A 25,250-nucleotide genomic window follows, 5' to 3' on the forward strand; every position below is an offset into this window, starting at 1 on the left:
CTCGCGCAACCGAAAATGCTCAACAGGGCCGCGACCCCTCAGACCAGTCCCAAAAAGGGGGACGTGAGCAGTTACCGGCGGACGACCATTGATGCCGCCCCACCTGTGGGGTTACGATAACAGATAAGTGAACGCAGATGGCTCCGATCCATCCTCCGGCTTTATTCGTAACCCGGCGAAGGATCTTATATATCAATTGTGTCATAGCGCGCGATTTGAAATACTGAATTGGCAAATGTACTCACTGCGAAACGTTTTATAGGGAGTGCGGTAATTGCAAGTCCAAAACGAGCGTCGGCATTAGGTTTGATTGTTTAATATATAAGAATTCAAATTGAATATAAATTCGGTGTGGTGCCTGATCTCTGCGGATATCGACGATGGGGAAGGACAGGTGATGATCCAGATCGCATACATCAGCCGTGCGACGGAGCCGATGTCGGCGGAAAAATTGCTCGCGCTCCTGCAGCAATGCTTGAAAAACAACGTCAGCACCGGCGTGACCGGAATGTTGCTCTATGGCAACGGGACGTTCTTGCAGGCGCTGGAGGGCGAGGAGAAGGCTGTCGATGAGCTTGTCGAAAGCATCAAGAAGGATCCGCGCCACGCCGACATCCAGGTCCTGCGCAGAAGGCAGATCGAGCGCCGTCAATACTCCGACTGGAGCATGGGTTTCAAACGGATTTCAGACCAGGAGCTGCAGCATATCGAAGGCTTGAGGAATTTCGGGGAGCGGGATTTCAACTTCGATTATCTGGTTCAGAATGAGAACGTTGTCGAAGCTCTCATGGATCACTACCGCAAGCCCTACTGGGATCCGTTGGTGCGGGAGCTGGATGCGAAGGATAAGGTCATTGAGCATCTGAAAAGTGTCATCGACAACACGAAAAGCAGTGTCGAAATTGCGAGCCTGGTGCTCGAAAGCGTCGTCGATGCCGGCAGGAACGGAAAGTTGAGCGAAGGGCATATACGTCTTTGCGAGTCGGCGCTGAACTCCCTGCGGCAGGCCTGACACCAACCGCCGCGCGATAGGACTCGTCATGCCCGTGCTTGCAGCCAAGCTTGCGCAGGCTGCAGGAATGAGTTTTCAGCCAAGCTTGCGCAGGCTGCAGGAATGAGTTTTCAGCCAAGCTTGCGCAGGCTGAATGAGGGTGCCTGCGCGGGTATCCTCGACTTCAAACGTCTTTCAAAACAAGGACGTGGATGGCCAGGACACAGGCAGGTCATGACGACGGCATGTAGAAACCGAGTTCCGCAAGTATAATTCGCTCTCCGGAGGCGTGGAAACCGCCTTTGCGAGAGAGAAAGCGGCAACCCAAGAACGTGGAACAGCGGCCGCGGCAGTCCTGGCGCGGCCGGAAAACTGAGCGGGTAGCTTGGTGATGTGGACCGCGCCGGTCGATCTCTATTGCGAGCGGACCTCGGCCGCCTTCTGGGCCGAGCCGCTCAACGCCGTGACCAACGCCGCCTTCCTGGTCGCTGCGGCGGCGGTGCTGATCGAGGCGCGGCGGGCGCCGGTGCGGGACGTGCCGGTGATGGTCCTGGCCGGCGTCGTCGCCGCGATCGGCGTCGGCTCCTTCCTGTTCCACACGGTGGCGGAGCGCTGGGCGGGCCTCGCCGACGTTCTGCCGATCGCGGGCTTCGTGCTCGGCTATCTGGTGCTGGCGTTGCGCCGCTTCCTCGGGCTCGGCCCTGCCGGAACCCTCCTTGGCGTCGGGCTGCTCGTTGCCGTTACCGCGGTGCTGCCGCGGCTGGTCGCGCCGGCGTCGCCGGTGCTCGCCGGCTCGCTCGGCTATGTGCCGGCGCTGGTGGCGCTGGTCGTCGTCGGCCTGCTGCTGCGCTGGCGGGCGGCCCATGCCGCGGCCTGGCTCGCCGCCCCGAAGAACCGTGCCTATGGCGCGGCCGCCGACCCGGTGCGGCGGGCGGCCGAGGCTTCGGCGATCGCCCGTTGGCGCGCGGCTGGCGCCGGCCTGCTGGCGGCGGCGGGGCTGTTCGCGGTGTCGCTGACCGCGCGCACGCTCGACATGGCGGTCTGCGCCGCATGGCCGCTCGGCACCCACGCCCTCTGGCACCTGCTCAATGCCGCCGCGCTCCACCGCCTCCTCGTGACGGCGCTGCGCCACGCGCCGCCGACGAAGCCAGCGGAGTCTCCAGGCGGTCCCTGACGCCAACGCCGGCTCTTGCCGCAATCGGTGTCACCCGAAGATGTCGGTGGTCATGCCGGCGTACCAGCCGATCGCCTCGCGCGCCTGCTTGGCGCGCAGCTCCGCGCTCTCGTCGCGCTGCGAGGTGTAGGGGTCGAGCAAGACGATGCGGCCGTCGCGCGGCTCGTAGCGGCCGCCGTTCTTGATCGCGTCGCCGGGGGCGATCGTGCTCCAGCAATGATTGGTGAAGCGCACCGGCAGCCGCCGCCCGCCCAGGAACTCGGCGCGGATCAGCATCGCCACCAGCTTGGCCTCGTTGTTGGCGGCGAAGCCCGATTTCGGGAACTCGCCGCCGATCGCGGCGTCGCCGACGACGTGGATGTGCGGATCCTTCAGCGACAGCATGGTGGCGGCATCCACCGGGCAGAACCCGCTCTCGTCGGCAAGCCCGGCGTCCCGGCCGAGCCGGCCGGCCATCTGCGGCGGGATCACATTGACCACGTCGGCCTTGATCGTCTCAAGGTCGGTGGTCACCGTCATCGTGGCCGCGTCGACGGCCTTGATGCCGCCGTGCATCTTCGGATCCTGCCACTCGACCACGCCGGGATAGTGGCGCGCCCAGCCGTCCTCGAACAGCGGCTGCAGCACGAAATGGTCCTTGGTATCCAGGATCACGATGCGGGCGCCCTGCACGCCGCGCGTGGCCAGCGCATGCGCCATCATCGCCGCGCGCTCATAGGGTGCCGGGGGGCAGCGATAGGGGGTCGGCGGCGCCACGATCACGATCACGCCGCCGTCCCGCACCGCGTCGAGCTGGTCCTTGAGCAGGCGGATCTGATCGCCGCCGCGCCAGGCGTGCGGCATGCGCGCCGCCGCCGCCTCGGAATAGCCGGGCACCGCGTCCCACCGGAAGTCGATTCCCGGCGAGATCACCAGCCGGTCGTAGGCCAGCGCCTCGCCGCCCGCGGTGCGCACGCGCCGGATGTCGCGGTCGATCCCCACCACGCGGTCGAACACCAGCCTGACGCCGTGTCCGGCCAGCCGGTCGTAGCCGAATTCGAGCCCGTCATAGGGCTTCAGCCCGCCGAGGAACAAATTGGAGGTGAAGGGCGTGACGTAGGTGCGGTTGGCCTCGACCAGCGTGACGTCGACCTTGGCCTCGTCGCGCACCAGATACTTGGCGGCGGTCGCGCCGCCCGGCCCGCCGCCGATCACCACCACCTTGAGCCGGCCCTGCGCGATCACCGGCGCGGCGAGCGCGGCCGCAGCCACCCCCGCCACGCCGCCGACGAACGTCCGCCGATCGAGCATGACCGCTCTTCCCCGCTCAGCCGAAGATGTCGGCAGTGATGCCGGAATACCAGCCGATGTTCTCCTCGCTGGTCTGGCGGCGGGTCGCGGCGTCCTCGCCGGGCTTGGAGACGAAGCCCTCGACCTCGGCGATCGCGCCGTCCTTGGCCTCATAGCGGCCGCCGACCTTGATGGTGTCGTCGGTCTCGATCACCGACCAGCAGGTGTTGGCGTAGCGGGCCGGGAAGGTCCGCGCCCCGGCCAGCTCGCCGCGCACCATCATCGCCACCACCTTGGCCTGGCTGTTGGCGGCAAAGGCAGACTTCGGCATCGCCCCGGCGATCGCGGCGTCGCCGAGCACGTAGATATTGGGATCGAGCTTCGACCTCATATTGGTCGCGTCGATCGGGCAGTAGCCGGTCTCGTTGACAAGCCCGGCCTCGCGCGCAATGCGCCCGGCCATCTGCGCCGGGATGACGTTGACGAGGTCGGCCTTGATGGTCTCGAGGTCGGTGGTCACCGTCATCGCCGCGGGGTCGACGCTCTTCAGCCCGCCGTGCATCTTCGGGTCCATCCACTCGATCATGCCGGGGTAGTGCTTCTGCCACCCCTCCTGGAACGCCGCCATCTTGGAGAAGCGGTCCTTGGGGTCAATGATGACGATGCGCGACTGGGTATGCCCCTTCGCCTTCAGGACGTGCGCCATGCACGAGGCGCGCTCGTAGGGCCCCGGCGGGCAGCGATAGGGATTCGGCGGGGCGACCATCACGATGGTGGCGCCGTCCTCCAGCGCATCGAGCTGCGCCTTGAGCAGCTGCATCTGCGGCCCCGGCTTCCAGGCGTGCGGCATGACCTCGGCTGCCGCCTCCGACCAGCCCGGCACCGAGTCGAACTTGAGGTCGATGCCCGGCGCCACCACCAGCCGGTCGTAGGCGAGCTTCGTGCCGTCGGCGAGCGTCACCTCGCGCTTGTCGCGGTCGATCCCGGTCGCCATCTGGCGGACGTGAGTCACGCCATAGCTCGCCAGCTTGTAGGGATGGGTGATCTGCTCCCAGCCCTTGAAGCCGCCGAGAAAGAGGTTGGAATGGAAGCAGGTGGTGAAGGACGCGAGCGGCTCGACCATCGTGACGTCGATCGCGCCCTGCGAGTCCTTGGCGACGTATTTCGCCACGGTCGCGCCGGCCGGGCCGCCGCCGATGACGACGAGGCGCGGCTTGCCCTTGCCGCGCGCCACCGCGGGCGCGGCGAGAATGCCGGTGGCGGCGAGCGCCCCTGCGGTGAAGCGACGTCTGGTGAGTTCCGTCATGATCGATCCTCCCGTTGGCTTGCCCGTCCCGGGTGCCGGCTCTGTGGCCGGCTACCCGCCGTCTCCTCAGTCCGTCTTCGGCGCCAGGCTTCCCGTCGTCGGCGCCATGCTGCCGAAATAGGCGGCCAGCGCCGCGATCTCCTCGTCCGTGAACTTGACCGCGATCGAGCGCATCACCGGGTTTTCCCGGCGCTTCTCCCGATAGTCGGTGAGGATGGCGATGAAGCTGTCCGGCGGCCAGCCGACGATGGAAGGGATGCCGTCGTACCTGCCGCTGAGCTGGTGGCAGGTGACGCATTCCGAGGACAGGTATTCGCCAAGCTCGCGGTCGCCGATACGCAGGGCGTCCGCCGCGGCCACCTGGGCCGCGAGCACCGCGAGGACAGCGATCCCTCCGCTCCGCGTCATTCGACCTGCGGCCCCTTGCCGTCTTCCGGCGTGACGTCGATGGCGCGGGCGCGGCCGACGATCTTCGGCTCGCCGCTCGCGCAGGCGGTCATGCACGGGGTCTTCTTCCAGAACGCCTTCTCCGACGCCTCGCGGTCGTCGTTGAAGAAGTTCGCCTCGTTCGACAGCCTGATCGTCGGGAACGTCTCGTCCGACAGCACGAACTCCCGGTCGGTGATCACGTCGTTGAGGAACAGCAGATAGGCGGTGATGGCGTAGAGCTCGTCGTTGGTGAGCGACTGCGCGTCGCCGAACGGCATGGCGCGGCGGATATAGTCGATCACCGTCGAGGCGTAGGGCCAGTAGGAGCCGATGGTCTTGACCGGATCGTGGCTCGCCAGCGAGCCCGCGCCGCCGGCCAGCACCGGCCAGCGCCCCGTGCTCTCGCCGAACTCGCCGTGGCAGGCGGCGCACTTGGCGACGAAAATGTCCTCGCCGTCGCGCGCCGTGCCGCGGCCCTTCGGCAGGCCCTGCCCGTCGGGCCGGATGTCGATGTCCCAGCCGGCGATCTCCTCCGGCTTCGCCTCGCGCCCGATGCCGTAGTGGACCGGCGCGGCCTTGGCCGCCGGCGCGGGCGCCGTGACGGCGACCGTCTTGCCGTCCGACTTGCCGCCCGGCTTCGGCGCGCTCTCGGCGCCGGCAACGCCGATTCCGGCGCCCGCGAGAAGCGCCAGCGCGACCAAGATCTCGACCATGACCTCACGCGATCTCGACATTTTCCACCTCGCCGCCGGGCAGCACGCGCCACGTCTGGATGCCGTTGTTGTGGTAGATCGAGTTGAGCCCGCGCACCTTGCGCAGTTCGTCCTTGGTCGGCTGGACGTAGCCGGTCTCGTCCATCGCCCGCGACTGCAGGAACAGCTCGCGTCCGTCCCAGTCGAACTCGACGTAGAAGCGGGCCATCGACTTGTCGAGCACCGGCCCGTCGAGCCGCGCGGTACGCCAGTTGCGGCCGCCGTCGAGCGAGACGTCGACGCGCGCGATCTTGCCCCGCCCCGACCAGGCGATGCCCGACAGCACCGTGAAGCCCTTGCCGTGCTTCAGCGGCGCCTGCGGGCTCGGACTGGTGATGACCGACTTGGCGTCCATGACATAGGTGAAGCGGCGCGCCCGGCCGTTCTCCAGCAGGTCGGTGTACTTCGACGTCTCCTCGCGGTGGTGCCACGGCTGGTCGCCGACCTCGATGCGGCGCAGCCACTTCACCCACATGTTGGCTTCCCAGCCCGGCACGACGATGCGGACGGGATAGCCGTTCTCCGGCCGCAGCATCTCGCCGTTCATGCGATAGGCGACCAGGCAGTCGTCGAGCGCCTTGGCGAGCGGCAGCGAGCGCGTCATCGCCGCAGCATCGCCGCCCTCGATCAGCAGCCACTTGGCGTTGGGCTTCAGCCCTGCCTCCTCCAGCAGGATCTTCAGCGGCACGCCGGTGTACATCACATTGTGGATCATGCCGTGGGTGAACTGGCAGCCATTGAGCTGCGCGCCGCGCCACTCCATGCCCGAATTGGCCGCGCACTCGGCGAAGTAGACCCGGTTGGTGCGCGGCAGGCGCTTGATGTCGTCGAGCGTGAACATCAGCGGCTTGTCGACGAGGCCGTGGAGCACCAGCCGCCAGTCGGCCGGGTCGACCTCGGCGATGCCGCCATGATGCCGCTCGAAGCACAGGCCGTTCGGCGTGATGATGCCGTCGAGCTCGTGCAGCGGGGTGAAGGAGACCGAGCTTTCGCGCGACGCCGTCAGCCACTCGACGTCGCGGCGGATGACATCGGCCTCGTGCCTGGACGGCTTGCCATAGGCGCGCACCGCGACGCCGTCGCCGAGCGTGCGGCTCCAGTCCGGCAGGTTGGGCGGCTGGTTGGCGGGATTGCCCGGTCCGGCGGACGCGCCGCGCGGCAGCGTGATCGCGCCGCCGGCGGCAAGCGCGGTGCCGAGCAGCCCGCGCCGTGAAACCCGATTGCGTCCGTTGGTATCGCTCGACATAAGCTGCTCCGATCGGGGCACGAGCCCGGCTTCACAGGATCCTGACGTTGCCGGCGCCGTTCGGCGCGACGGTCTTGTTGCGGGCGAGATGCGCAAACACGACGTCCCAGATCGCCGGACCCTCGACGCCCTCGTTCACGCTCGCCCAGCCGGCGACGACGTAGTCCTTCTTCGGATCGAGCGGGGCGCCGGTTCGCGCCAGGCGGAGATCGCTGATGCGCGCGCCGATCGGCTTCGTCACGTCGATGGCGTAGCTGAGCCCGCCGACGCGCACCATGTCGCCGCCCTGCTGGAGGTAGGGATCGGGATTGAAGATGTTGTCGGCCACGTCCTCCAGCACCTCCTTCAGCCGAGCGCCGCTCATCGTCATGCGGTACGCTGCCGGATACGTCATGGCGGTGGCGTTGTAGACGTCCTCGCGGGTGATCGCCTGACCCGGCAGCAGGCTCGCCCCCCAGCGGAAGCCGGGCGACAGCGCGATCTCGGCGTCGCGCTCGGCCAGCAGGGCGTCGCAGATCACGTCGTCGAGCGTGCCGTTGAAGTTGCCGCGGCGATAGAGCGTGGTCTCGGTGCGCCCCACCACCTCCGCCAGCATCGCCTCGTGCGGCGCACGCTGGCGGGCGATCGCCGCCGCCATCGCCGGGTCAGGCGCGATCGCATCGGCGAATATCGGAATCAGCCGGTAGCGGAAGCCTGCGACCTTGCCGCCCGTCACGTCGAGGTCGAGGCGCGAGACGAACTTGCCGTGGCTGCCTGAGGCGATCAGCAGCGTCTGGCCGACCTTGACCGGCGCCGGAAGCGCGTCATGCGTATGGCCGGTCAGGATCACGTCGAGGCCGGTGACGCGGCCGGCCAGCTTGCGGTCGACGTCGAAGCCGTTGTGGGACAGCAGCACGACAAGCTGCGCTCCCTCGGCGCGCGCTTTGTCGACCTCGGCCTGCAGCTCCTTCTCGCGGATGCCGAACGTCCAGTTCGGGATCATCCAGCGCGGATTGGCGATCGGCGTATAGGGCAGGGCCTGGCCGATCACCGCGATCTTCACGCCGCCGCGTTCGAAGGTCGCCGACGCCTTGAACACCTCGTCCTGGAACTCGCTCTCGCGCACGTTCTGGCACAGGAACGGATAGCCGAGCTGATCGACGATCTCCTTGACCCGCTCTTCGCCGAGCGTGAACTCCCAATGCGCGGTCATGGCGTCCGGCTTCAGGAGCGCCATGCACTCCACCATGTCCTGGCCCTTGGTGGCCATCGAGGTGTAGGAGTTGGTCCAGGTATCGCCGCCGTCGAGCAGCAGCACGCGCTCGCCCCGCTCGGCGCGGATCGCCCCAACCACGGTGGCGATGCGGTCGAGCCCGCCGACCCGGCCATAGGCCTTGGCCAGCGCCTCGAAATCCTGGTCGGTGAGCGCGTGCGCCAGCGCGCTGCCCTTCGGCACCCCGAACGCCTCAAGCAGCGCCGCGCCGGTGACGTGGGGCGGCGTGCCGGCAGCCTCGCCGACGCCGAGATTGACGGTCGGCTCGCGAAAGAAGATCGGCTTCAGCTGCGCATGGAGGTCGGTGACGTGGACCAGCGTCACGTTGCCGAGCGGCTCGAACGCCAAAAGCTCCGCCTGGGTCAGGCGCTGCTGGGCGAAGGCGCGCGACCAGCCGCCGTCGCCGGCAACCCCACCGGTCACCGCCGCGGTCGCCGCCGCGAGCTGCAGGAACTCCCGTCGTGTCGCCATGCACGCATCCTCCCGTCCACCCGCGCGCACGGGTGGCGAACCCTTGTTCGCAATGTCGTCGCTCGGTGGCGCGTCGCCGCGGCCTTGGCCGACTATTGGGCCGGCCCCTGGGGCGTCGCCTCGACCGTCAATCGGGCCGTCGACGAGGCCGACGCCTTGGCCGTCGTCGCCTTGGCCGTTGTCGCTTGGGTCATCGTCGCTTGGGCCGCGGCTCGCATCAGCTCACGGTCAGCGTTTCCTCGCCGACGATCTTGCTGCCGTCGTCGTCGATCCAAGTGAGAACCACCTTGCCCGACTCCTGCGCCTTGAACTTGAACTGCATGTAGGGATTGGCGGAGATCGCCGGCTCCAGGTCGCAGGCGAAGACCAGCTTGCCGTTCACCTCGCAGGTGAAGCGGTTGATGATCTTGCGCGGGATGACGTTGCCATCCTTGTCGCGGCGCTGGCCGGACTCCATGATGTGGGCGACGAGCGCCTTGACCTCGATCAGGTCGCCGGCCTTGGCCTCCTTCTTGTCGAGGCGAATGCGCGGGCGCGGTGCGGGTGTCGACATCGGTTCGCTCCCTGTCCTGTTCCGGTCAGCCGCCGCAGCCGCCGATGGTCACCTTGACCTGCCGCGTGTCCGAGAAGAACGACCCGTCGTTCATCTTGGCGACCGCGACCACGTTCTGGGTCTGGGCGAGGCGGATGCGGGTCGAGGCCTCGGCGACGCCCGTGTCCGACGTGAAATGGAACGTCGCCACGCCGCCGCGCGGATTGCCCTCGGCGACCACCAGCACCGCGACGACGTGGGCGTCGGCGGTCATCGGGCTGTCGACCGTGAACGCCAGCGGCACGGTGTTGCCGTTCTCGGCGATGTCCGGCAGGTCGAGTTTGACCTTGCCCTTGGCCACCGACGCGCCGCCGGTGAACGCCTTGATCAAATCCTCGGCGTCGTTCTTGGCGGCCGCCGTCCGCGGCATGCCGAGGACGGCACCGCCGATCACGGCACCGCCGAGCACAAGCGCGCCGCGCCGAGTTGTCGACATCATCATCGCGTTCTCCTCCCGTCTCGCCGGAGGCACGGGCCCTTGTCGTGGCGGGTGTCCTGCACCCGCCAGGGAACGCGGCGCGAGGCGCCGTCGCTTCACCGTGTCATCCCCGAAACATTCGTATTTTTGCATTTTGGTAGCCGGTCCGCAGCGGTTAGGCAATAGCTCTGAAAGACGAATTTGGAACTTCCTTATGCTGCAGCGCCGTTCTGCGATGAGGCATTTCTTTCGCAGCGCAAAAATGGAAACAAATATTCTCCGCGACTGCTTCAAAAAGTCGCGGCATCTTTCCATTCGCATGTTGGGATATATGCTTCCGGCTATGGCTGCGGCACCATGAACCGGCACGAACCGGCGCGGCCACGCTCGGGAGGACGCATGCGGACAACGGCAACGATGGCACTCGCCGTCGCCCTGTCGATCGGGGGCGGCTTGCTGGATTGCGGCGGCGCGCGGGCACAGAGCTCGCCCGGCGACGACGCCGACAAGACGCTCGAAAAATACCGGGCGATGATCTCCGACCCGATGTCGAACCCAGGCTACCTCGCGGTCGACGCGGGCGAGGCGCTGTGGTCGATGCCGCGCGGGACCAAGAACGTCTCGCTCGAGACCTGCGACCTCGGCGAGGGCCCCGGCAAGCTCGACGGCGCCTACGCGAAGATGCCGCGCTACTTCGCCGACACCGGCAAGGTGATGGACGCCGAGTCGCGCATCCTGTGGTGCATGGAGACGATCCAGGGCTTCGACACCGCGGCGATCCGCAAGAAGCCGTTCGCAAGCTCCGGCGGCAACCCGGCGACCGAGATCGAATCCCTCGTCGCCTTCGTCGCCAACCGCTCCAACGGGCACGTCTATGCCGCGAAGATGGAGCACCCCAAGGAGCGCGAGATGGTCGCGCTCGGCGAGGCGCTGTTCTTCCGCCGCGCCAGCGTCAACGACTTCTCCTGCCAGACCTGCCACGGCCAGGAGGGCCAGCGCATCCGGCTGCAGAAGCTGCCGCACTTCGATACGCCAAAGGACGCCCAGGCGACGATGGCCTCGTGGCCGACCTATCGCGTGTCGCAGGCGTCGCTGCGCACCATGCAGCACCGGCTGTGGGACTGCTATTGGCAGATGCGCATGCCGGACGTCGGCTACACGTCCGAGGTGACGATCGCGCTCACCGCGTACCTGACCAAGAAGGCCGAAGGCGGCAAGATCGAAGTGCCGTCGATCAAGCGATGAGGAGCCTGCGATGATCCGGACCACTCTCGCGGCGCTCTGTGCCGCCGTCTTCGCCCCGGTTGCGACGGCCGCCGCGGCCGACGCGATCAGCCCCGCCCGTGTCGAGCGCGCCGTCGCGGCCTCGTGGCGCGATCTGCCGGCCGACATGCAGGCGCGCGTCGACCAGGACGAGACGATGCGGCTGTGCTCGCAGTACCGCAACGCCCCGCCGCCCAAGGTCGCCAAGGCGATCGTCGCGCGCGAGAAGAAGAATGTCGCCTATCCGGCCGATGGCAAATTCCTCGGCGACTGGAAGAAGGGCCAGGCCTCCGCGCTGTCCGGCTTCGGCGGCCGCATGGGCGACGATCCCAAGCGCGCCAATGGCGGCAATTGCTACGCCTGCCACCAGCTCGCGCCGACCGAGATCAGCTATGGCACGCTCGGCCCGAGTCTGCTCGGCTACGGCAAGCTGAAGGGCACGAGCGAGGCGGCGCAGAAGGAAGTTTACGAGCGCATCTACAACGGCCAGGGCACGATGGCCTGCTCCACCATGCCGCGGTTCGGCCACAACGGCTTCCTCACCATCGAGCAGATCAAGGACGCGGTGGCGTTCCTGCTCGATCCGGATTCGCCGGTGAACAAGTGAGGCGCGGCTCACAGCCCCTGCGCGCGCAGATAGTCGCGCAGCGGGCCCGCCTCGTAGGCCCTGTCGGCGACGAACCGGAACAGCGCGAGGAACTGCGGCGGTTCGAGATAGCCCTGGGCGCGCGCGACCTCGCGCTCGCGCGGCTTCTTGCCGGCGAGGCCCTCGGCGCTTTGCGGAAAGAACTGGAAGGTCGGCGTGTAGCGCACGCCGTACTTCTCGGCCAGCGCCTTCTCGGTGAGCTTGGCGCCGTCGAAGTCGACCACCTCGCGCTGCCCGGTGACGTTGAGCTGCAGCACGTCGAAGCGGGTTCTCACGAACGCGGCGATCGCCGGATCGGCGAGGTTCTTGACGTGGGTCTCGCGGCAGTACGGGCAGCCGCGCAACTCCCACATGATGGCGAAGCGCTTGCCGGCGGCGGTCGCGGTCGCGACATCGTCGGCCAGTTCGAGCAGGCTCTGCAGGAACCAGTCCTGGGTAAGCAGGCCATCCTCGGTGACAAGCGGCTCGGCGCGGAGCGTGCCGGCGATCGGCAGCACAGCGGCGGCGAGAACGGCGCGGCGCGAGAGCATGGGCGGGGGCTCCTCGTGACGGTCGAATCGAAGGTAGAGCCAGCGCGCCGGCCCCGCAACCATCGGATTGCCGCGACCCTCGCGCTGTGTGCGCTGCTGGCGTTTGCGCCGCAACGCGCGGCGATCGCCGGGACCGCCGGCATCGAGATCGCCACCGCCGCGCCGGTGCTCGCGGCGCTGCGCACGGCGGCCGATTACATCCGCACCGAGAATGTCGACCTCGCCGCGCTGGCGCTTGAGCGCCTCGAAGCAACGGCCGGCGCGGATCCGGTGGCCACCCAGGCGCGCGAGGCACTGCGCGCGCTCGATGCCGGCGACCTCGCCCAAGCCGGCGCACTCGTCGGGCGAATCGGTGACGAGCTGGCGATGCGGCGCCAGGCGGCCGGCCGGCCGCTGTTTGCCGACTGCATCCGCGCCGCGAGCCGCGCCTTCGCCGCGCTCGACTCATATCGCAATGCGCCGCCCGGGCCCGCCACGCGCCAAGCCGCCGCGGCCACCGCCGCAGCACTGGGACGCTGCAACGCCGAGGCCGCGCCGGCCGTCGCGGCCGACCCCGACTTCCGCCGCTCCGTCGACGGCGCGCTCGCATCGCTGGCGCGCATTCCGGCCGCGGTCGAGGCCGGCGACGGCGAGCTGGTGTATCGCCTGCTGATCGAGCTGAAGGCGTTCGACCGGCTGCTGGTGCTGCGCTTCGGCTGAGGTTCAGCCGATCCGCCCGAGCGCCGGCACCAGCTCGAGCAGCCAGCCGCCGACATCGGCCATGGTGCGCGTGAAGATCAGGACGCCGGTGACGATCAGCAGCACGCCGACCACCTTCTCGATCACACCGAGGTGCCGACGGAAGCGGGCGAGGAAGCCCAGGAACGGCCGCACGAACGCGGCGGCGGCGAGGAACGGCACGCCGATGCCGAGCGCGTAGCCGCCGAGCAGCAGCGCGCCGCGCGCCGCCGTATCCTCGGCACCGGCGACCATCAGGATCGAGGCCAGCACCGGCCCGACGCAGGGCGTCCAGCCGAAGGCGAAGGCGAGGCCGAGCACGAACGCGCCGAGGAGCCCCACAGGCTTGGCGGCGGCGGCGAAGCGCGCCTCGCGATAGAGCAGTGGGATACGGAACGCGCCGACGAAATGAAGCCCGAACACCACGATCACCACGCCGGCGATCCGGGACAGGATCGCCACGTGGTCGAGCAGGAGCTGGCCAATCACCGACGCGCTCGCGCCCAGCGCCACGAACACCGTCGAGAAGCCGAGCACGAAGGCGAGCGCGCGGACCACGGCGCGGCGCGCCGTGCCGGGCGGCGGCGTCTCGGCCGTCATCTCGGCGAGCGAGGCTCCGGCGAGCCATGTCAGATAGGGCGGCACCAGCGGCAGGATGCAGGGCGACAGAAAGGACAGCAGGCCCGCGGCGAACGCCGCGGCCAGATTCACGTCCAGCGACATCGAAGCCCTCCCGTGCCGTAGCGCCCGCGCGTCACATCGGCTAGTCTTGCATGAATTCAGATTTTGCGATGACTTGGCCCATCCGTCGATCCCCACCTTTCGCTGCGCCGCACACGCGGCGCGCGCTTCTCGTGTGCGCCGCGCTTCTGGTCGCGAGCGCGATCGGTCCCGCGTGGGCGGCCGAGCTGCTCTACGTCCGCGACGCCGGCTGCCCCTATTGTCGCGCGTTCGAGGCGCAGGTGCGCCCGGCCTACGACAAGACCCCGGAGGGGCGCCGTGCGCCGCTCCGCCAGGTCGAATTCCGCGGCAGGGATCTTGAGGCGTTCACGCTGACGCGGCCGGTGCGCTACACGCCGACCTTCGTGCTGGTCGAGGGCGGCGTCGAGATCGGCCGCATCGAGGGCTATCCCGGCGACGAGTTCTTCTGGAGCCGCCTCGGACAGCTTCTCGAATCAGTGCCGTGATGGCCGCTCATCCGACCGCGCCCTCGCGCGTGAGCCGCCTCCTGGTCGCCCGGCGGCGCGTCGACATCGCCGAGCTGCTGTCATATGCGCGCGATGCCAGCGAACTGCTGAAGGCGCTTTCGCACGAATCCCGCCTCGTCATCCTGTGCCTGCTGGCCGAGGGCGACAAGTCGGTCAGCGAGCTCGCCGAGATCCTGGACCAGCGTCAGCCGGCGGTCTCCCAGCAGCTCGCCCGCCTGAAGAGCGACCGCCTCGTCCAGGCGCGGCGCGAGGGGACGCACATCTATTATTCGCTGGCCCGCGAGGAGGTCCGCGACGTGATCCTGGCCCTGCACGCGGCGTTCTGCGGCCCGGCGCGCGCGCCGGAGGTCGACGATCCGGGGATCTAGAGCATTCTCCGCAAACGTGGGAACCGGTTTTGCGAAAGAGACTGCGACAACTCGAAGACCGCGCTACTCGGCCGGGCGCGGGGTCGCCACGACCGGGGTCTCGTCGGTGTCGATCAACCGGTCGGTGATGCCGGCGGCGGCCCAGATCGAGACCAGCGTCACCCAGGCGGTCACCGCGAAGATGGCGCCGCCCGACACCCCGGCGCCGACCGCACAGCCGCCGGCGAGCATGCCGCCGAAGCCCATCAGCACCGCGCCCGCAATGTAGCGCCGCATGCTCTGGCCGTCGCGGAAGCCGACCAGCTCGAACTCGCGAAACAGCAGGGCTGCGGCGAGCGAGCCGAGGAACACCCCCGGCACCAGCCCGATGTCGAAGTTCCACACCATGCGGGTCTGGTCGAGCACGAACATCAGCGTGTCGGCGGACGGGCCGGTGAAGGTGATGCTGGTCAGCCGCACCGGCGCGAAGCTGGCCTGCGACACGAGATAGGTGAACAGCCAGCCGACCGCCACCGCGCCGCCCACGCCCGAGGCCGTGAACCACATGCCCCACGGCAGCCGGCTGCGCAGGGCGTAGGCGTAGGCTGCGCCGCACCAGACGAGCCCGAAGGCGAGCGCATGGCGGTGGTCGAGCCCGAGCAGCACGAGCAGGTCGCGGGCGCCCGTGCCGTCGATGGTCCACCACCCGGTGACCGCCTCGCGCAGTGGCGCCAACGCGCCGCGCATTGCCGATTGCGCGGCAACCGCCATCACCAAGCCGGACAGCAGCGCGCGCAGATTGCCGGTGGCCGACAGCACCAGCAGCCGGCTGGCGCAGCCGCGCGTCATGATCATGCCGGCGCCGAAGCACAACCCGCCGATGGCCGCGCCCGACAGGCTGCCGCGCTGGGCGAGCTGGCGCGCCTCCGACACGTCGAGCGCGCTGAAGAGGATCAGCGCCTGCGTCCACACAACCGCGGTGGCGAACGCCATCAGCCAGACCGCGACCTTGCGGTCGACGTGCCCGTGCCAGAACTCGATCGCCGCCGCGCGCAGGCAGAAGCGGCTGCGCTGGGCCGCGAAGCCGAACGCGGCGCCGATGGCGAGCCCGCCGAGCGCGAGCACGCTGCCCTCTCCCAACAGATCGATTGCCGCGCTCAGGTCCATGCTCAATCCCTTTTTGGGGATGATCATACCACGCCGGCGCCGCCGGCAAGCCCGTGATCCCACGCCGGTTGCGGCGGGAGACGCCGATAGTGCCCGGCGGAAGGGCGTTCCAGTGCGCCAGGTCGCAGCCGGAAGCCCCGACGCAAGCCCCGATGCGGTCTTTGGCGGATCGCGCGGGAGCGCCGCAGTCCGCACCCGGTCGCCGGCACCGGCGCGCAATCTCGGCAATCGGCGCGTCGCCCAGCCCGTAATGACCCGATCCGTATTGCCATCGCAGCGATTGCTTTGGCACTGTTCGCCTCATCAGGGGAGACGGCGGCGGACCGTTCTCCCGAACCCGGAGCAGGTCGGATGCACGTCACGCTCGTCCATGTCGTGATCAAGCCCGAAGCGGTCGACGCCTTCATCGCGGCGACGCGCGCCAACCACGAGGCGTCGGTGCGCGAGCCCGGCAACCGCCGCTTCGATGTGCTGCAGGCGCCGGACGATCCCGCCCGCTTCATCCTGTATGAGGCCTATGCCAGCGCCGAGGATGCCGCCGCCCACAAGCAGACGGCCCATTATGCCGCCTGGCGCGACGCGGTGGCGCCGATGATGGCCGCGCCGCGCCGGGGCGAGCCGATGCGCGCCCTGTTCCCGGCGCCGTGATGATCGCCCCGTTCGCGATCGCCGCGCTGCCCCGCATCGAATTCGGCGCCGGGGCGGTGCAGAAGCTGCCCGATCTGGCGGCGCGATTCGGCGCGCGCCTGCTGCTGGTGACCGGGGCAGGCTCGTTCGCCGCCTCGCCGCACGCCGGGGCGCTGTTTCAGGCGTTGCGCCAGCGCGGCCTGAGTTGGCAGACGGTCGAGGTGGCGGGCGAGCCGTCGCCGGAGCTGGTGGACGGCGCGGTGCGCGCCGTCCACGGCACCGGCATCAAGGTGGTGGTCGGCATCGGCGGCGGCAGCGTGCTGGATGCGGCGAAAGCCATCGCCGGGCTCATCGCGCCCGGCAATTCGGTGATGGATCATCTCGAAGGCGTCGGCGCCGACAAGCCCTATCGCGGCCCGGCGACACCGTTCATCGCCGTGCCGACCACGGCCGGCACCGGCTCGGAGGCGACCAAGAACGCGGTGCTGTCGCGCATCGGTGCGGACGGCTTCAAGAAGTCGTTCCGCGACGACGCGCTTATCGCCAGGGTCGCCATCGTCGATCCCGACCTGCTCGCGACCTGCCCGCCGGCCCTGGTCGCGGCCAACGGCATGGACGCGCTGACCCAGCTTCTCGAAAGCTACGTGTCGGCGCGGGCCAATCCGCTCACCGACGCGTTGGCGCTGTCGGGCCTCGCGGCGGTGCGCGACGCTCTCCTCGACTGGTACGACCGGGGCGCCGCAGCAGTTGAAGCCCGCGCCGGCATGGCCTATGCGGCGCTCGTCTCCGGCATCTGCCTGGCGCAGACCGGGCTCGGCTCGGTGCATGGACTGGCCTCGCCGCTCGGCGCGTTGTTTCCCATCCCGCACGGCGTGGTGTGCGGCACGCTGGTGGCCGCCGCGACGCAGGTCAATATCGAGGCGATGACCGCGCGCGATCCGCAAAATCCGGCGCTGGCGAAATATGCCGCAGCCGGGCGCCTGCTGGCGAACGCCGAGGGCGCATCGGCGGAGGCGGCGCGCACCGCGCTGGTGGCGACGCTGGCGGACTGGACGCAGCGCCTCGCGCTGCCGCGGCTGTCGGCGCTCGGCGTGGTGGCGGATGACGTGGCGCGCATCGTCGCCGGCAGCCGTGGATCGAGCATGAAGACCAACCCCGTTATGCTGACCGACGACGAGATCGCCCGCGTGGTGGCGGCGCGGCTGTGAGCGGGGCTTCTGCGCCCGGACAGGACAGCGGGAAGGCCGTGCCGCGAAGGCTCAGGGAACGTCGGAGTCAAGGAGTGTCTTATGGAGTGCCCGTGCTGTTCCGGCCGGCCGTTCGACCAATGCTGCGGGCCGCTCTTGGCGGGAGAGGCGCAGGCCGGCTCGCCCGAGGCGCTGATGCGCTCGCGCTACACGGCCTATGCCCGCGGCGATTTCGACTACATTCTCGCCACCACCGATCCGCAGCGCCGCTATGATTTCGACCATGATGTCGCGCGTGCGTGGATGCGCACTTCGACCTTCACCGGCCTCAAGGTGCTGGCAGGTTCGGAGGAGGGCAACAAGGGCGTGGTCGAGTTCATCGCCAGCTTCCGCCGCAACGGCGGCCGCGAGGAAAAACACCGCGAACGCTCGCTGTTCCGCAAGCAGGGTGGGCGCTGGTTCTACCGCCCCGAACGCAGGAAGGGCTGACGCGGAATCTGGCTGAATGGGCCGGAAGGATCATCGGCCGACCGCCGCTTCCTTCCCTCTCCCCTTGTGGGAGAGGGTGCCTCGCGATCTTCAGATCGCGAGGCGGGTGAGGGGTAAACTTTTCGGCATACGCCCCTATACACCCCTCACCCGGCTCGACCTCGCTAACGCTCGGTCTCGCCACCCTCTCCCGCAAGAGCCTGCGCCCGGGCGCGAGCAAGCGCGGCCCGGGTGGGAGAGGGAAGAAAGGCCGAGCCGATCACCCGAAAGCCGTCTCAGTCCTCGTCCTCGAAGATGCCGCGCTCGGCGTCCTGGTGGCAGGCCTTGCAGTCGCCGGCGAATTTCGCGCCCTTCTTCTTCAGCGTCGCCGGTGCGATGCGGTCGCGCTTTTCGTGCTTGCGCTTGAACCAGCCGAGCTCGGTGATGCGGGTCGGCACCACCGTCGGCGTCGCGGGGGCGGCGGGGGTGCGGCCTGAGTCGCGCGCGTCGTCGTCGCGCCACCGCACGCGCTCGCCGTGGCGGCCTTCGTCGTGGTGGCGCTCGCCGTGCCACCAGTCGCCGAGCCACGAATGGCGGTCGCGACCGCGCCGGCCGGGCAGGGTGTCGGCGGAATTGGCGACGAGATAGTCGGTGATGCGCTTGGCAGTGTCGGCGTCGAGTTCGGCATTGTCGCCGAAATGGTCCTTCAGGCTCGCCATCAGCGCGGTCCACGAGCGGGCGGGCAGGAGCCCGGCCGGGTAGAGCATGTGGCAGGACGCGCATTCCTTCGCCACCACCGGATCGTTCACCGGCGGAACGCGCAGGCCATCGGCAAAGAGCGGGGTGGCGGTCAGCAGGCCGGCGATCAGCGGCACGCCGAGCGCGATGCGGCGGGACAGGGTCGGCATTTGTCTCTCCTCACAATCCGAACAGGAACACCAGCGCGTCGGCCTTCTCCTCGGCGGTGCATTCGCGGCCGAGCACGTCCTTGCAGTTCCGCCGGAACCACTTCTCGACTTCCGCCGCATCGCTGTAGCGCGCGGGCACGACGGACGGCGCCATCGGGTCGATCGCCTTGCCGGCGCGCGTCTGGCCGGGCTTCTTCAGGTCGGTGGTGTGGCACGAGGTGCAGGCGGGCGTATCGGCCTTGCCGCCCCCGTGATTGGCGAAGAAGAAGGCGCGGCCGCGCTCGGCCGAGGGCGTGAAGCCCGGCTGGGCGCTGGACACGTAGGGCTTGAGGATCGTGGTCTGCGACGGGGTCAGGGCGAAGGCGGTGACGGTCGAGCCGAGCAGGATGGCGGCGGGAACGAGCAGGCGCATGGTCAGTGTGTCTCCTTTGGCAATGCGATGGCGCGGGCCGCGAAGTGGCCGGTTTCGGCGTCGGCGTGGCAGGCGGAGCAGTTGAGCGCACCGCCCACCGCGCGCGTGGTGAAGACGTTGGCGGGAACGCCGCGGTGCAGCCGCGTCCAGCCCGCGGTTGCGGTGATGCGCAGCGGCGCATCGGCGCTCGGCGTGCGCAACAGATTGGCGGCCTTGGTGTCGAACCGCTCAGCCGAATTGTCGGCGAGATAGGCGGCAAGCCGCGCGGTATCGGCCTCGCTGAGGCTCGCGTCTTCCTCGAAATGCGCCGTGAGGTGTTCGACGATCCCGGCCCAGGTGGCAGAGGGGGCGATGCTGGGATGATGCGGCGAATGGCACGCGCCGCATTCGTGCACATAGAGCGGATCGAGCGGCGCCGTCGGCACGCCGGCCGCCGGCTGGCGCGAGGCCATCACGATCGCCGGCACCAGCACCACTGCAAGAGTGGCGAGAATGGCTGCGGCAAGGCGCGGGCGCGCCGCGCGCTCGGGCGCCGTCACTGCGCCCGGCATCGCGGCCTTGCGCCCGGTGACCATGCCCCACACCAGGCTCTGCCCTTCGCGCCGGCCTTCGATCAGCACGCCCGCAATGTGCAGCACAGCCAGCGCCAGGATGAGCCAGCCCAGCGCCGCGTGGATGTCGCGGGCGCTGGCGCCTGCGGCGAAGCTGGTCGCCGCCGCGAGCGGCCCCTCCTTGGCCAGCCCGCCGAGCATGACGACGCCGGTGACGGTGAGCGCGACGATGACAACGAGCAGCGTCGCCACCATCATCGCGCCGAGCGGATTGTGGCCGATGAAATGCGGATTCCGGCTGATCAAGCCGGAGAACCGCATTCCGCTCGCCGAAAATCCGCCTTCCGGGCCAGGGTTTTCGGCGAGTTCGTTTCCGGGATCACGCAGTGATCTCCCGGAAACCGCATCATGAATCGTCCGCCCGCGCAGCATGCCGCCGGCATGGGCGAGGGCGGCGCGCGGATCGGGCGGGAAGCTCGCGAAGCGTGCGTAGGTCGGCCCGAGCACGCCCCACACCAGCCGGAACACCACCAGCACGGCGGCGGCGGTGCCGAGCACCACATGCGCGTCGAGCCACGGCCGCGGCGCCACAAGGCCGGTGGCGAGCGCCGCGAACACCGCGGCCGCCAGCAGCCAGTGGAACAGCCGCACCGCGCGGTCCCACACCACGACCTCGCCGGCCTGCGGCGCGGGCATCTCGGCCGCCAAGGCGCAAGCCTCCTGCGGGCGGACGTGTCTCGTCATGGTGGGCTCCCCTCGGCGATGCTGGCCCGGTGTGGCCGGCAGCATCCTTGCCCGAGGGGGGCTGACGGTGCCCTGACCGGCGCTGTCAGCGCCGTGTCAGCAAGACGTCAGTGGGGTGGTATCACGCCAGCCGGTAGCGGCCGGCGATCGAGGGCGCACCCTCGGTGCGCACCACGCCGCGCGCCACCAGGTCCTCCAGGTGCGCCAGCACCGACAGGCCGGCCGGTCCCATCAGCCGCGGGTCGATGCCGATATAGATCGCCCGCACCAGGGTGGGGATGTCGGCCTCGCCCTTGTGAAGCCGGTGGAGGATGGAGGCCTCGCGGCCCTCGCGGTGGCGGATGTAGCTTTCGAGGAAGCGCGGCGCCTCGCGGGCTGGCGCGCCGTGGCCGGGGAGATAGACCGTCTCCGGCCGGTCGCGCAGCTTCCGCAGCGAGGCCATGTAGTCGGCCATCGCGCCGTCCGGCGGCGCCACGATCGAGGTCGACCACGCCATGATGTGGTCGGCGGTGAACAGCACGCCGGCCTCGCGCAGCGCGAACACCATGTGGTTGGCGGTATGGCCGGGGGTGGCCACCCCCTCGATCATCCAGTCCGGGCCGCTCACCACCGCGCCGTCCGGCAAAGCGAGGTCGGGGCGGAAGTCGTGGTCGGCGGCGGCATCGAGCGGGTTGGTCTCGCCGATATGGAGCGGCCGTGCCGTCTGGTGCGGGCCGGCCGCCAGCACCCGCGCGCCGGTCGCGGCCTTCAGGGCAGCCACCCCGTCGCTATGGTCGCGGTGGGTGTGGGAGACGAAGATGTCCGTCACCGTCTCGCCGCGCACGGCATCGAGCAGGGCGGCGATGTGGGCGGGATCGTCCGGCCCGGGATCGATGATCGCCACCCTGCCGGTGCCGACGACATAGCTGCAGCTGCCGGTATAGGTGAACGGGCCGGGATTGGCGGCGATCAGGCGGCGCACGCCGGGCGCCACGGCCTCGAGGGTGCCGGCGGCAACCGGCGTCCGGTCGAAGGGAATGTCGTCGATGTTGGACACGGGGGGCGTCTCTCGGGCGGGGGAGGGCGCGGCCGGCGGGGGAACCGCCGGGGCCGGATGCCCTCGGGGTTGATGCACGAATGCTTCGCCAGCCATCGCACAGGAGGCCGACGCCGGCAAACCGGGCTGTCGTGGCCGGGCAGGTCAGGATGCCGAAGAGCAAGTGCTCGCCCGCCACCGGCTCACACTGTTCAAACCAGCAGGGCCACCTCTGAACGATACCGTCCGCTTCCGGAGACCCAGTGAACAGGCATAGGAGACTCCTTCGGTGATCCCACCGCGGCGATGGCGCCATCTCCTCGCGGCTTGCCTCGTAGCTTTATCAGGCTGTGCAGAACGTCGCGGATCTGGTGATCGCCGCAGAACCGAACCCGCCGGATACTGACGCCGCGCCGCGCTCTCCGTGAGATTGCCACGGCTGTCACCCGACACATCCGAAATGCGCCCCGGCCGGACCCGACCGAAGCCGCGACCGTTCGTCTCGACGGAAGCGATAATGGTGTCATCGTCATCGTCGGGCCTCCGCCAGAGATGCGGCGATCGCGGCGATCGCGCGAAACAGCACGAGCGGATCATCCTTTGAGGGAATGAAGCCACGCCGCTGCCAGAACGCGGCGGCCTCGGTATCGACGGCATTGACCATGAGAGCGCGGCCGCCGACAAGTGCCGCTGCCTTCACACAGCGCTCGAACGCGTGTTTTACCAAGCCCGTCCCAATCCCGCGTCCAGCCCAGCCGATATCGGTCGCGAGTTGACCAAGCAGCAGGCACGGAACAGGATCAGGCGGCTGACCCGTGCGGACTGAGCGCGGTAGCACGCTCGGAACGACCGCTGTCGGCGCGAGACCATAGTAGCCAACGACGCGCCCGATCTCGTGGACAACCAGGACGGCTGTGAAGCCTTTCTCCTGATTGGAGAGCGCCCGCGTCTTGAGCCAATGGTCGAGCGATGGCTTTCCGCAAGTGAACTCGGAAACGTCGTGGGCCACCGTCAGCGGTTCGGGGGCAGAAAGGGTCACGGCTCAGCGTTTCGCGACGTCGCCTGGCTCCCACGGGGCTGGCCGCTTCGCCAATTCCACCATTTCAGGCACCGCGGCCGCCGGCCCCGACAAGGCCGCCATGAAATCGGCGAAGCCTTCCGGACTCATGCGGATCAACCGGTTCTCCATCAGCACGTCCTCGGCTGCGCGAACGGCCGCCTCGCGTACGAAATCCGTGCGCGACCGGCCGCGCAGACCAGCCGCACGATCGATCATCGCGATGTCGGCCTCCGGCAGGCGCATCGAGATCGGGTGTTCCTTGCGTTCAGCGTTGGCGGCCATGGGCACCTCCCACGTCGGAGAATAGCGTGACGTAGTGCAAATTGCAATACAGCGCATTCAGCCAACGATCTCTCACCTGGCGCGGCCATGGGACGCTCAGGCTTGCCCAGGCCAGCCACTGCTTCGGCGATTATGGCCCGGACCGCATGACCGGGAGGGATGTCGAAGCCACTGTCGCTCGATCCCAGGGGTGGATTCTCGCCGCGATCGCGCGCGGGATGCCGGGCTGCGATGCACACGCGAGACAGCGCCGCCAGCGTCAGCCGTTGCCGACAGAGCGATCCGGACGACGCTCGCCCAAAGCGGTTGGCGGCGACCGGCGCTCCGGACTAGCGCCCGAGCGCTGATGCCCGAGCAGCGACGCTGCGGCCACCAATTTGCGGGCGGTTTCTGTCCGGTTTCTGTCCGCCGGCGTTGGTTAAGCTGTCGGGAAATCAGCTAAGCCACTGAGAAGAATGGTCGGAGTGGCAGGATTTGAACCTGCGACCCCCTCGTCCCGAACGAGGTGCGCTACCAGACTGCGCTACACTCCGACTGGAGGCGGGCTTATAGCGAACGCATTCGGCGCCTGCAAGCGACAAACGCCGCTTTTGTCGCACCTCCGTGGCGGCCGCGCGGGGGCGGCGGCCCGGCCGACCTGACGGATTGCTGACGGGGCCGGTCAGAGGGACATCAGCGGCGCCGGGCAATGGTGGCTCCAGTCCTCACAGGGAGCCTGAGAATGACCTCCGACACGACATCCGCCGTCCGCTACGACCCGTTCTCCCAGGTGCTGCACTGGCTGACCGCGCTGGCGGTGATCGGCGCCTTCGCCACCGCCCAGATCTTCGAGGAGATGGCCAAGGGCCCCGCCAAGACCGAGCTGGTGGGCCTGCACATCTCGATCGGCGTCCTGGTGATGGCGCTGACGCTGATTCGCTTCGCCTGGCAGGTGGCCGCCGCCCGGCCCGCGCCGCTGCCCGGCACGCCGTGGCTGCAGCTTGCCGCCCGCGCCATGCACTGGGCGCTCTATGCCGCGCTGATCGCGGTGCCGCTCACCGGCATGGTGATGGTGTGGGCCAAGGGCCGCGAGGTCGGCGTGTTCGGCCTGTTCGCGCTGCCGCCGCTGGTCGGGCCCGACCGCGAATTCGCCCATACGGTCGAGGAGCTGCACGAGTTCGCCGGCGACCTCATCATCGTGCTGGCCGGCCTGCACGCCGCGGCAGCGATCTTCCACCAGGCGGTGCTGCGCGACGGCGCGCTCGGCCGCATGCTGCCGGGCGTCCGCGCCGCCCGGGCCTGACGATTCGCCGGGCGGGCGGCGCGTCAGCGCCGGCCCGTGCCGGTTGTGGTAATCTCTAGCCATGGACCAGCGCACCGGCCCGCCGCCCGACCGCGAGGCGATCCTCGCCACCTTGCGCGCCCATCGCCGCGAGCTTGAGGCGATGGGGGTGGTCGGGCTCGCGCTGTTCGGCTCGGTCGCCCGCGGCGAGGCCGGGCCGGGCTCGGACATCGATCTGGCCGTGCGGATGGACCGGGCGCGCCTGCCCGCCAGCGGCTTCGCCTGCCTGGGCCACCTCGACGAGGTTCGCCAGCGGCTTTCGGCGTGGCTGGGACGCACGGTCGATGTCGTCCTCCTGCCGGTCCACAAGCCCAGGCTGGCACGCGAGCTCGAACGGGACGCCGTCGATGCCTACTGACCGGCCCGCCGTGCGCTTTCAGGACATTATCGAGGCGATTGATTCTATCCGCGCCTATGTCGGGGACATGGAGCCGGCGGATCTGGTCGAGCACACCCTGGTCCTCGATGGCGTCGCCTATTGCCTGCTCCGCATCAGCGAGGCGGCTATGAAGCTGGGTCCGGCGGCCGACACCCTCGCGCCAGGTCAGCCCTGGCCGCAGATCAGGACCGTCGGGAACTGGCTGCGTCATCGCTATGACGGCGTCGATATCGAGATCGTCCGCCGCATCGTATGGCACGATCTCGATGGCCTGCGGGCGGCCTGCGCCCGCGCGCTCGAGACGCTCGGGGAGCAGGGCTGAGGCGGACGCCGGCCGATCGAGCCGGTGTTCCGCATTCGGCAGGCCGGGCCGCCACACGCGCCCAAGCCCGCCCGGGCCGGTTGTGGTAGTCTTGCGGCATGGACCAGCGCACCGGCCCGCCGCCCGACCGCGAGGCGATCCTCGCCACCTTGCGCGCCCATCGCCGCGAGCTTGAGGCGATGGGGGTGGTCGGGCT

The 25,250-nt window shown here is 69.1% G+C and carries 30 protein-coding genes and 1 tRNA gene; 13 read left to right on the forward strand and 18 right to left on the reverse strand.

Going from position 1 to position 25,250, the window contains the following annotated elements; genetic code table 11:
* Positions 1-397: 397 nt before the first annotated feature.
* Both F1193_RS15760 and F1193_RS15765 read left to right on the forward strand, forming a co-directional pair.
* Entirely contained in the window at positions 398-1,012 is a 615-nt protein-coding gene (locus tag F1193_RS15760) for a BLUF domain-containing protein (protein WP_150098758.1), read from the forward strand.
* Between the two features lie 370 nt (positions 1,013-1,382).
* Complete coding sequence (locus tag F1193_RS15765) at positions 1,383-2,165, forward strand: ceramidase domain-containing protein (RefSeq protein ID WP_150098786.1); 783 nt, start codon at positions 1,383-1,385, stop codon at positions 2,163-2,165.
* A 30-nt stretch (positions 2,166-2,195) separates the two neighbouring features.
* Here F1193_RS15765 and F1193_RS15770 read toward each other — a convergent pair whose 3' ends face one another.
* From F1193_RS15770 to soxY, 8 genes are all read right to left on the reverse strand, one after another.
* The gene (locus tag F1193_RS15770) at positions 2,196-3,455 is read right to left on the reverse strand and encodes an NAD(P)/FAD-dependent oxidoreductase (protein ID WP_150098759.1); all 1,260 of its coding nucleotides are present in this window, start codon (positions 3,453-3,455) and stop codon (positions 2,196-2,198) included.
* A gap of 16 nt (positions 3,456-3,471) precedes the next feature.
* Positions 3,472-4,740: an NAD(P)/FAD-dependent oxidoreductase gene (locus F1193_RS15775; protein ID WP_150098760.1), complete on the reverse strand. Its 1,269-nt coding sequence runs from the start codon at positions 4,738-4,740 to the stop codon at positions 3,472-3,474.
* 66 nt (positions 4,741-4,806) lie between these two features.
* Complete coding sequence (locus F1193_RS15780) at positions 4,807-5,148, reverse strand: c-type cytochrome (RefSeq protein WP_150098761.1); 342 nt, start codon at positions 5,146-5,148, stop codon at positions 4,807-4,809.
* On the reverse strand, positions 5,145-5,903 hold the full coding sequence (locus F1193_RS15785; RefSeq protein ID WP_150098762.1) for a c-type cytochrome: 759 nt from the start codon (positions 5,901-5,903) through the stop codon (positions 5,145-5,147). The genes F1193_RS15780 and F1193_RS15785 overlap by 4 nt, the downstream gene beginning before the upstream one ends.
* Complete coding sequence (gene soxC / locus F1193_RS15790) at positions 5,887-7,167, reverse strand: sulfite dehydrogenase (RefSeq protein ID WP_150098763.1); 1,281 nt, start codon at positions 7,165-7,167, stop codon at positions 5,887-5,889. The genes F1193_RS15785 and soxC overlap by 17 nt, the downstream gene beginning before the upstream one ends.
* A gap of 31 nt (positions 7,168-7,198) precedes the next feature.
* Positions 7,199-8,890 carry a thiosulfohydrolase SoxB gene (gene soxB / locus F1193_RS15795; RefSeq protein ID WP_150098764.1) on the reverse strand — a complete coding sequence of 564 codons (1,692 nt, stop codon included), beginning with the start codon at positions 8,888-8,890 and terminating at the stop codon, positions 7,199-7,201.
* A gap of 217 nt (positions 8,891-9,107) precedes the next feature.
* Positions 9,108-9,443: a thiosulfate oxidation carrier complex protein SoxZ gene (gene soxZ, locus F1193_RS15800; RefSeq protein ID WP_150098765.1), complete on the reverse strand. Its 336-nt coding sequence runs from the start codon at positions 9,441-9,443 to the stop codon at positions 9,108-9,110.
* A 25-nt stretch (positions 9,444-9,468) separates the two neighbouring features.
* Positions 9,469-9,921, reverse strand: a complete 453-nt coding sequence (soxY, locus tag F1193_RS15805; RefSeq protein WP_150098766.1) for a thiosulfate oxidation carrier protein SoxY — start codon at positions 9,919-9,921, stop codon at positions 9,469-9,471.
* A 378-nt stretch (positions 9,922-10,299) separates the two neighbouring features.
* Here soxY and soxA point away from each other — a divergent pair, with 378 nt between their 5' ends.
* Both soxA and soxX read left to right on the forward strand, forming a co-directional pair.
* Complete coding sequence (gene soxA / locus F1193_RS15810; protein WP_150098767.1) at positions 10,300-11,145, forward strand: sulfur oxidation c-type cytochrome SoxA; 846 nt, start codon at positions 10,300-10,302, stop codon at positions 11,143-11,145.
* Positions 11,146-11,155: 10 nt separating this feature from the next.
* Complete coding sequence (gene soxX, locus F1193_RS15815; RefSeq protein ID WP_150098768.1) at positions 11,156-11,770, forward strand: sulfur oxidation c-type cytochrome SoxX; 615 nt, start codon at positions 11,156-11,158, stop codon at positions 11,768-11,770.
* Between the two features lie 8 nt (positions 11,771-11,778).
* On the opposite strand, the gene F1193_RS15820 is transcribed toward soxX, so the two are convergent.
* Positions 11,779-12,339 (reverse strand): thioredoxin family protein, encoded by a 561-nt coding sequence (locus tag F1193_RS15820; protein WP_150098769.1) that lies wholly within the window; start codon positions 12,337-12,339, stop codon positions 11,779-11,781.
* A gap of 15 nt (positions 12,340-12,354) precedes the next feature.
* Between F1193_RS15820 and F1193_RS15825 the strand changes: the two genes are divergently transcribed.
* Positions 12,355-13,038: a hypothetical protein gene (locus F1193_RS15825; RefSeq protein WP_150098770.1), complete on the forward strand. Its 684-nt coding sequence runs from the start codon at positions 12,355-12,357 to the stop codon at positions 13,036-13,038.
* A 3-nt stretch (positions 13,039-13,041) separates the two neighbouring features.
* Here F1193_RS15825 and F1193_RS15830 read toward each other — a convergent pair whose 3' ends face one another.
* Positions 13,042-13,779: a cytochrome c biogenesis CcdA family protein gene (locus tag F1193_RS15830; RefSeq protein ID WP_150098771.1), complete on the reverse strand. Its 738-nt coding sequence runs from the start codon at positions 13,777-13,779 to the stop codon at positions 13,042-13,044.
* 131 nt (positions 13,780-13,910) lie between these two features.
* Between F1193_RS15830 and F1193_RS15835 the strand changes: the two genes are divergently transcribed.
* Complete coding sequence (locus F1193_RS15835; RefSeq protein WP_246164486.1) at positions 13,911-14,243, forward strand: thioredoxin family protein; 333 nt, start codon at positions 13,911-13,913, stop codon at positions 14,241-14,243.
* A complete protein-coding gene (locus F1193_RS15840; protein ID WP_150098772.1) occupies positions 14,243-14,632 on the forward strand; it encodes an ArsR/SmtB family transcription factor in 390 nt (129 codons plus the stop codon). Before F1193_RS15835 ends, F1193_RS15840 begins: the two co-directional genes overlap by 1 nt.
* Before the next feature lie 63 nt (positions 14,633-14,695).
* Here F1193_RS15840 and F1193_RS15845 read toward each other — a convergent pair whose 3' ends face one another.
* A complete protein-coding gene (locus F1193_RS15845) occupies positions 14,696-15,778 on the reverse strand; it encodes a YeeE/YedE family protein (protein ID WP_150098773.1) in 1,083 nt (360 codons plus the stop codon).
* Positions 15,779-16,129: 351 nt separating this feature from the next.
* Here F1193_RS15845 and F1193_RS15850 point away from each other — a divergent pair, with 351 nt between their 5' ends.
* The 3 genes from F1193_RS15850 (at position 16,130) to F1193_RS15860 (ending at position 18,081) form a co-directional block, all read left to right on the forward strand.
* The gene (locus tag F1193_RS15850) at positions 16,130-16,426 is read left to right on the forward strand and encodes an antibiotic biosynthesis monooxygenase (protein WP_150098774.1); all 297 of its coding nucleotides are present in this window, start codon (positions 16,130-16,132) and stop codon (positions 16,424-16,426) included.
* On the forward strand, positions 16,426-17,613 hold the full coding sequence (locus F1193_RS15855; protein WP_150098775.1) for an iron-containing alcohol dehydrogenase: 1,188 nt from the start codon (positions 16,426-16,428) through the stop codon (positions 17,611-17,613). Before F1193_RS15850 ends, F1193_RS15855 begins: the two co-directional genes overlap by 1 nt.
* An 81-nt stretch (positions 17,614-17,694) precedes the next feature.
* Positions 17,695-18,081, forward strand: coding sequence for a YchJ family protein (locus tag F1193_RS15860; RefSeq protein WP_150098776.1), 387 nt, complete (start codon positions 17,695-17,697; stop codon positions 18,079-18,081).
* 275 nt (positions 18,082-18,356) lie between these two features.
* Here F1193_RS15860 and F1193_RS15865 read toward each other — a convergent pair whose 3' ends face one another.
* The 7 genes from F1193_RS15865 to F1193_RS15895 all read right to left on the reverse strand — a co-directional run bounded on the left by F1193_RS15865 (position 18,357) and on the right by F1193_RS15895 (position 23,565).
* Positions 18,357-18,968, reverse strand: a complete 612-nt coding sequence (locus tag F1193_RS15865; protein WP_150098777.1) for a hypothetical protein — start codon at positions 18,966-18,968, stop codon at positions 18,357-18,359.
* Positions 18,969-18,978: 10 nt separating this feature from the next.
* The gene (locus tag F1193_RS15870; RefSeq protein ID WP_150098778.1) at positions 18,979-19,380 is read right to left on the reverse strand and encodes a DUF1924 domain-containing protein; all 402 of its coding nucleotides are present in this window, start codon (positions 19,378-19,380) and stop codon (positions 18,979-18,981) included.
* 2 nt (positions 19,381-19,382) lie between these two features.
* A complete protein-coding gene (locus F1193_RS15875; RefSeq protein ID WP_170263722.1) occupies positions 19,383-20,675 on the reverse strand; it encodes a cytochrome b/b6 domain-containing protein in 1,293 nt (430 codons plus the stop codon).
* A gap of 121 nt (positions 20,676-20,796) precedes the next feature.
* Entirely contained in the window at positions 20,797-21,711 is a 915-nt protein-coding gene (locus F1193_RS15880; protein WP_150098780.1) for an MBL fold metallo-hydrolase, read from the reverse strand.
* Positions 21,712-22,219: 508 nt separating this feature from the next.
* The gene (locus tag F1193_RS15885) at positions 22,220-22,729 is read right to left on the reverse strand and encodes a GNAT family N-acetyltransferase (protein WP_150098781.1); all 510 of its coding nucleotides are present in this window, start codon (positions 22,727-22,729) and stop codon (positions 22,220-22,222) included.
* Between the two features lie 3 nt (positions 22,730-22,732).
* Positions 22,733-23,032: a type II toxin-antitoxin system TacA family antitoxin gene (locus F1193_RS15890; protein ID WP_150098782.1), complete on the reverse strand. Its 300-nt coding sequence runs from the start codon at positions 23,030-23,032 to the stop codon at positions 22,733-22,735.
* A 456-nt stretch (positions 23,033-23,488) separates the two neighbouring features.
* A tRNA-Pro gene (locus F1193_RS15895) sits at positions 23,489-23,565 on the reverse strand.
* A 188-nt stretch (positions 23,566-23,753) separates the two neighbouring features.
* Between F1193_RS15895 and F1193_RS15900 the strand changes: the two genes are divergently transcribed.
* From F1193_RS15900 to F1193_RS15910, 3 genes are all read left to right on the forward strand, one after another.
* Complete coding sequence (locus tag F1193_RS15900) at positions 23,754-24,314, forward strand: cytochrome b (protein ID WP_246164488.1); 561 nt, start codon at positions 23,754-23,756, stop codon at positions 24,312-24,314.
* A 61-nt stretch (positions 24,315-24,375) separates the two neighbouring features.
* Complete coding sequence (locus F1193_RS15905) at positions 24,376-24,711, forward strand: nucleotidyltransferase family protein (protein ID WP_150098784.1); 336 nt, start codon at positions 24,376-24,378, stop codon at positions 24,709-24,711.
* Complete coding sequence (locus tag F1193_RS15910; protein ID WP_170263723.1) at positions 24,701-25,054, forward strand: HepT-like ribonuclease domain-containing protein; 354 nt, start codon at positions 24,701-24,703, stop codon at positions 25,052-25,054. The genes F1193_RS15905 and F1193_RS15910 overlap by 11 nt, the downstream gene beginning before the upstream one ends.
* Positions 25,055-25,250: the final 196 nt, after the last annotated feature.

Origin of the sequence: Blastochloris sulfoviridis (assembly GCF_008630065.1) — a bacterium.
Lineage (GTDB): Bacteria > Pseudomonadota > Alphaproteobacteria > Rhizobiales > Xanthobacteraceae > Blastochloris > Blastochloris sulfoviridis.

Excerpts from the sequence above, each read along its gene's own strand:
- F1193_RS15760 (WP_150098758.1), top strand. The coding sequence starts at position 398 with ATGATCCAGATCGCATACATCAGCCGTGCGACGGAGCCGATGTCGGCG.
- F1193_RS15765 (WP_150098786.1), top strand. The coding sequence starts at position 1,383 with ATGTGGACCGCGCCGGTCGATCTCTATTGCGAGCGGACCTCGGCCGCC.
- F1193_RS15770 (WP_150098759.1), bottom strand. The coding sequence starts at position 3,455 with ATGCTCGATCGGCGGACGTTCGTCGGCGGCGTGGCGGGGGTGGCTGCG.
- F1193_RS15775 (WP_150098760.1), bottom strand. The coding sequence starts at position 4,740 with ATGACGGAACTCACCAGACGTCGCTTCACCGCAGGGGCGCTCGCCGCC.
- F1193_RS15780 (WP_150098761.1), bottom strand. The coding sequence starts at position 5,148 with ATGACGCGGAGCGGAGGGATCGCTGTCCTCGCGGTGCTCGCGGCCCAG.
- F1193_RS15785 (WP_150098762.1), bottom strand. The coding sequence starts at position 5,903 with ATGTCGAGATCGCGTGAGGTCATGGTCGAGATCTTGGTCGCGCTGGCG.
- soxC (WP_150098763.1), bottom strand. The coding sequence starts at position 7,167 with ATGTCGAGCGATACCAACGGACGCAATCGGGTTTCACGGCGCGGGCTG.
- soxB (WP_150098764.1), bottom strand. The coding sequence starts at position 8,890 with ATGGCGACACGACGGGAGTTCCTGCAGCTCGCGGCGGCGACCGCGGCG.
- soxZ (WP_150098765.1), bottom strand. The coding sequence starts at position 9,443 with ATGTCGACACCCGCACCGCGCCCGCGCATTCGCCTCGACAAGAAGGAG.
- soxY (WP_150098766.1), bottom strand. The coding sequence starts at position 9,921 with ATGATGTCGACAACTCGGCGCGGCGCGCTTGTGCTCGGCGGTGCCGTG.
- soxA (WP_150098767.1), top strand. The coding sequence starts at position 10,300 with ATGCGGACAACGGCAACGATGGCACTCGCCGTCGCCCTGTCGATCGGG.
- soxX (WP_150098768.1), top strand. The coding sequence starts at position 11,156 with ATGATCCGGACCACTCTCGCGGCGCTCTGTGCCGCCGTCTTCGCCCCG.
- F1193_RS15820 (WP_150098769.1), bottom strand. The coding sequence starts at position 12,339 with ATGCTCTCGCGCCGCGCCGTTCTCGCCGCCGCTGTGCTGCCGATCGCC.
- F1193_RS15830 (WP_150098771.1), bottom strand. The coding sequence starts at position 13,779 with ATGTCGCTGGACGTGAATCTGGCCGCGGCGTTCGCCGCGGGCCTGCTG.
- F1193_RS15840 (WP_150098772.1), top strand. The coding sequence starts at position 14,243 with ATGGCCGCTCATCCGACCGCGCCCTCGCGCGTGAGCCGCCTCCTGGTC.
- F1193_RS15845 (WP_150098773.1), bottom strand. The coding sequence starts at position 15,778 with ATGGACCTGAGCGCGGCAATCGATCTGTTGGGAGAGGGCAGCGTGCTC.
- F1193_RS15850 (WP_150098774.1), top strand. The coding sequence starts at position 16,130 with ATGCACGTCACGCTCGTCCATGTCGTGATCAAGCCCGAAGCGGTCGAC.
- F1193_RS15855 (WP_150098775.1), top strand. The coding sequence starts at position 16,426 with ATGATCGCCCCGTTCGCGATCGCCGCGCTGCCCCGCATCGAATTCGGC.
- F1193_RS15860 (WP_150098776.1), top strand. The coding sequence starts at position 17,695 with ATGGAGTGCCCGTGCTGTTCCGGCCGGCCGTTCGACCAATGCTGCGGG.
- F1193_RS15865 (WP_150098777.1), bottom strand. The coding sequence starts at position 18,968 with ATGCCGACCCTGTCCCGCCGCATCGCGCTCGGCGTGCCGCTGATCGCC.
- F1193_RS15870 (WP_150098778.1), bottom strand. The coding sequence starts at position 19,380 with ATGCGCCTGCTCGTTCCCGCCGCCATCCTGCTCGGCTCGACCGTCACC.
- F1193_RS15875 (WP_170263722.1), bottom strand. The coding sequence starts at position 20,675 with ATGACGAGACACGTCCGCCCGCAGGAGGCTTGCGCCTTGGCGGCCGAG.
- F1193_RS15890 (WP_150098782.1), bottom strand. The coding sequence starts at position 23,032 with ATGGCCGCCAACGCTGAACGCAAGGAACACCCGATCTCGATGCGCCTG.
- F1193_RS15900 (WP_246164488.1), top strand. The coding sequence starts at position 23,754 with ATGACCTCCGACACGACATCCGCCGTCCGCTACGACCCGTTCTCCCAG.
- F1193_RS15905 (WP_150098784.1), top strand. The coding sequence starts at position 24,376 with ATGGACCAGCGCACCGGCCCGCCGCCCGACCGCGAGGCGATCCTCGCC.
- F1193_RS15910 (WP_170263723.1), top strand. The coding sequence starts at position 24,701 with ATGCCTACTGACCGGCCCGCCGTGCGCTTTCAGGACATTATCGAGGCG.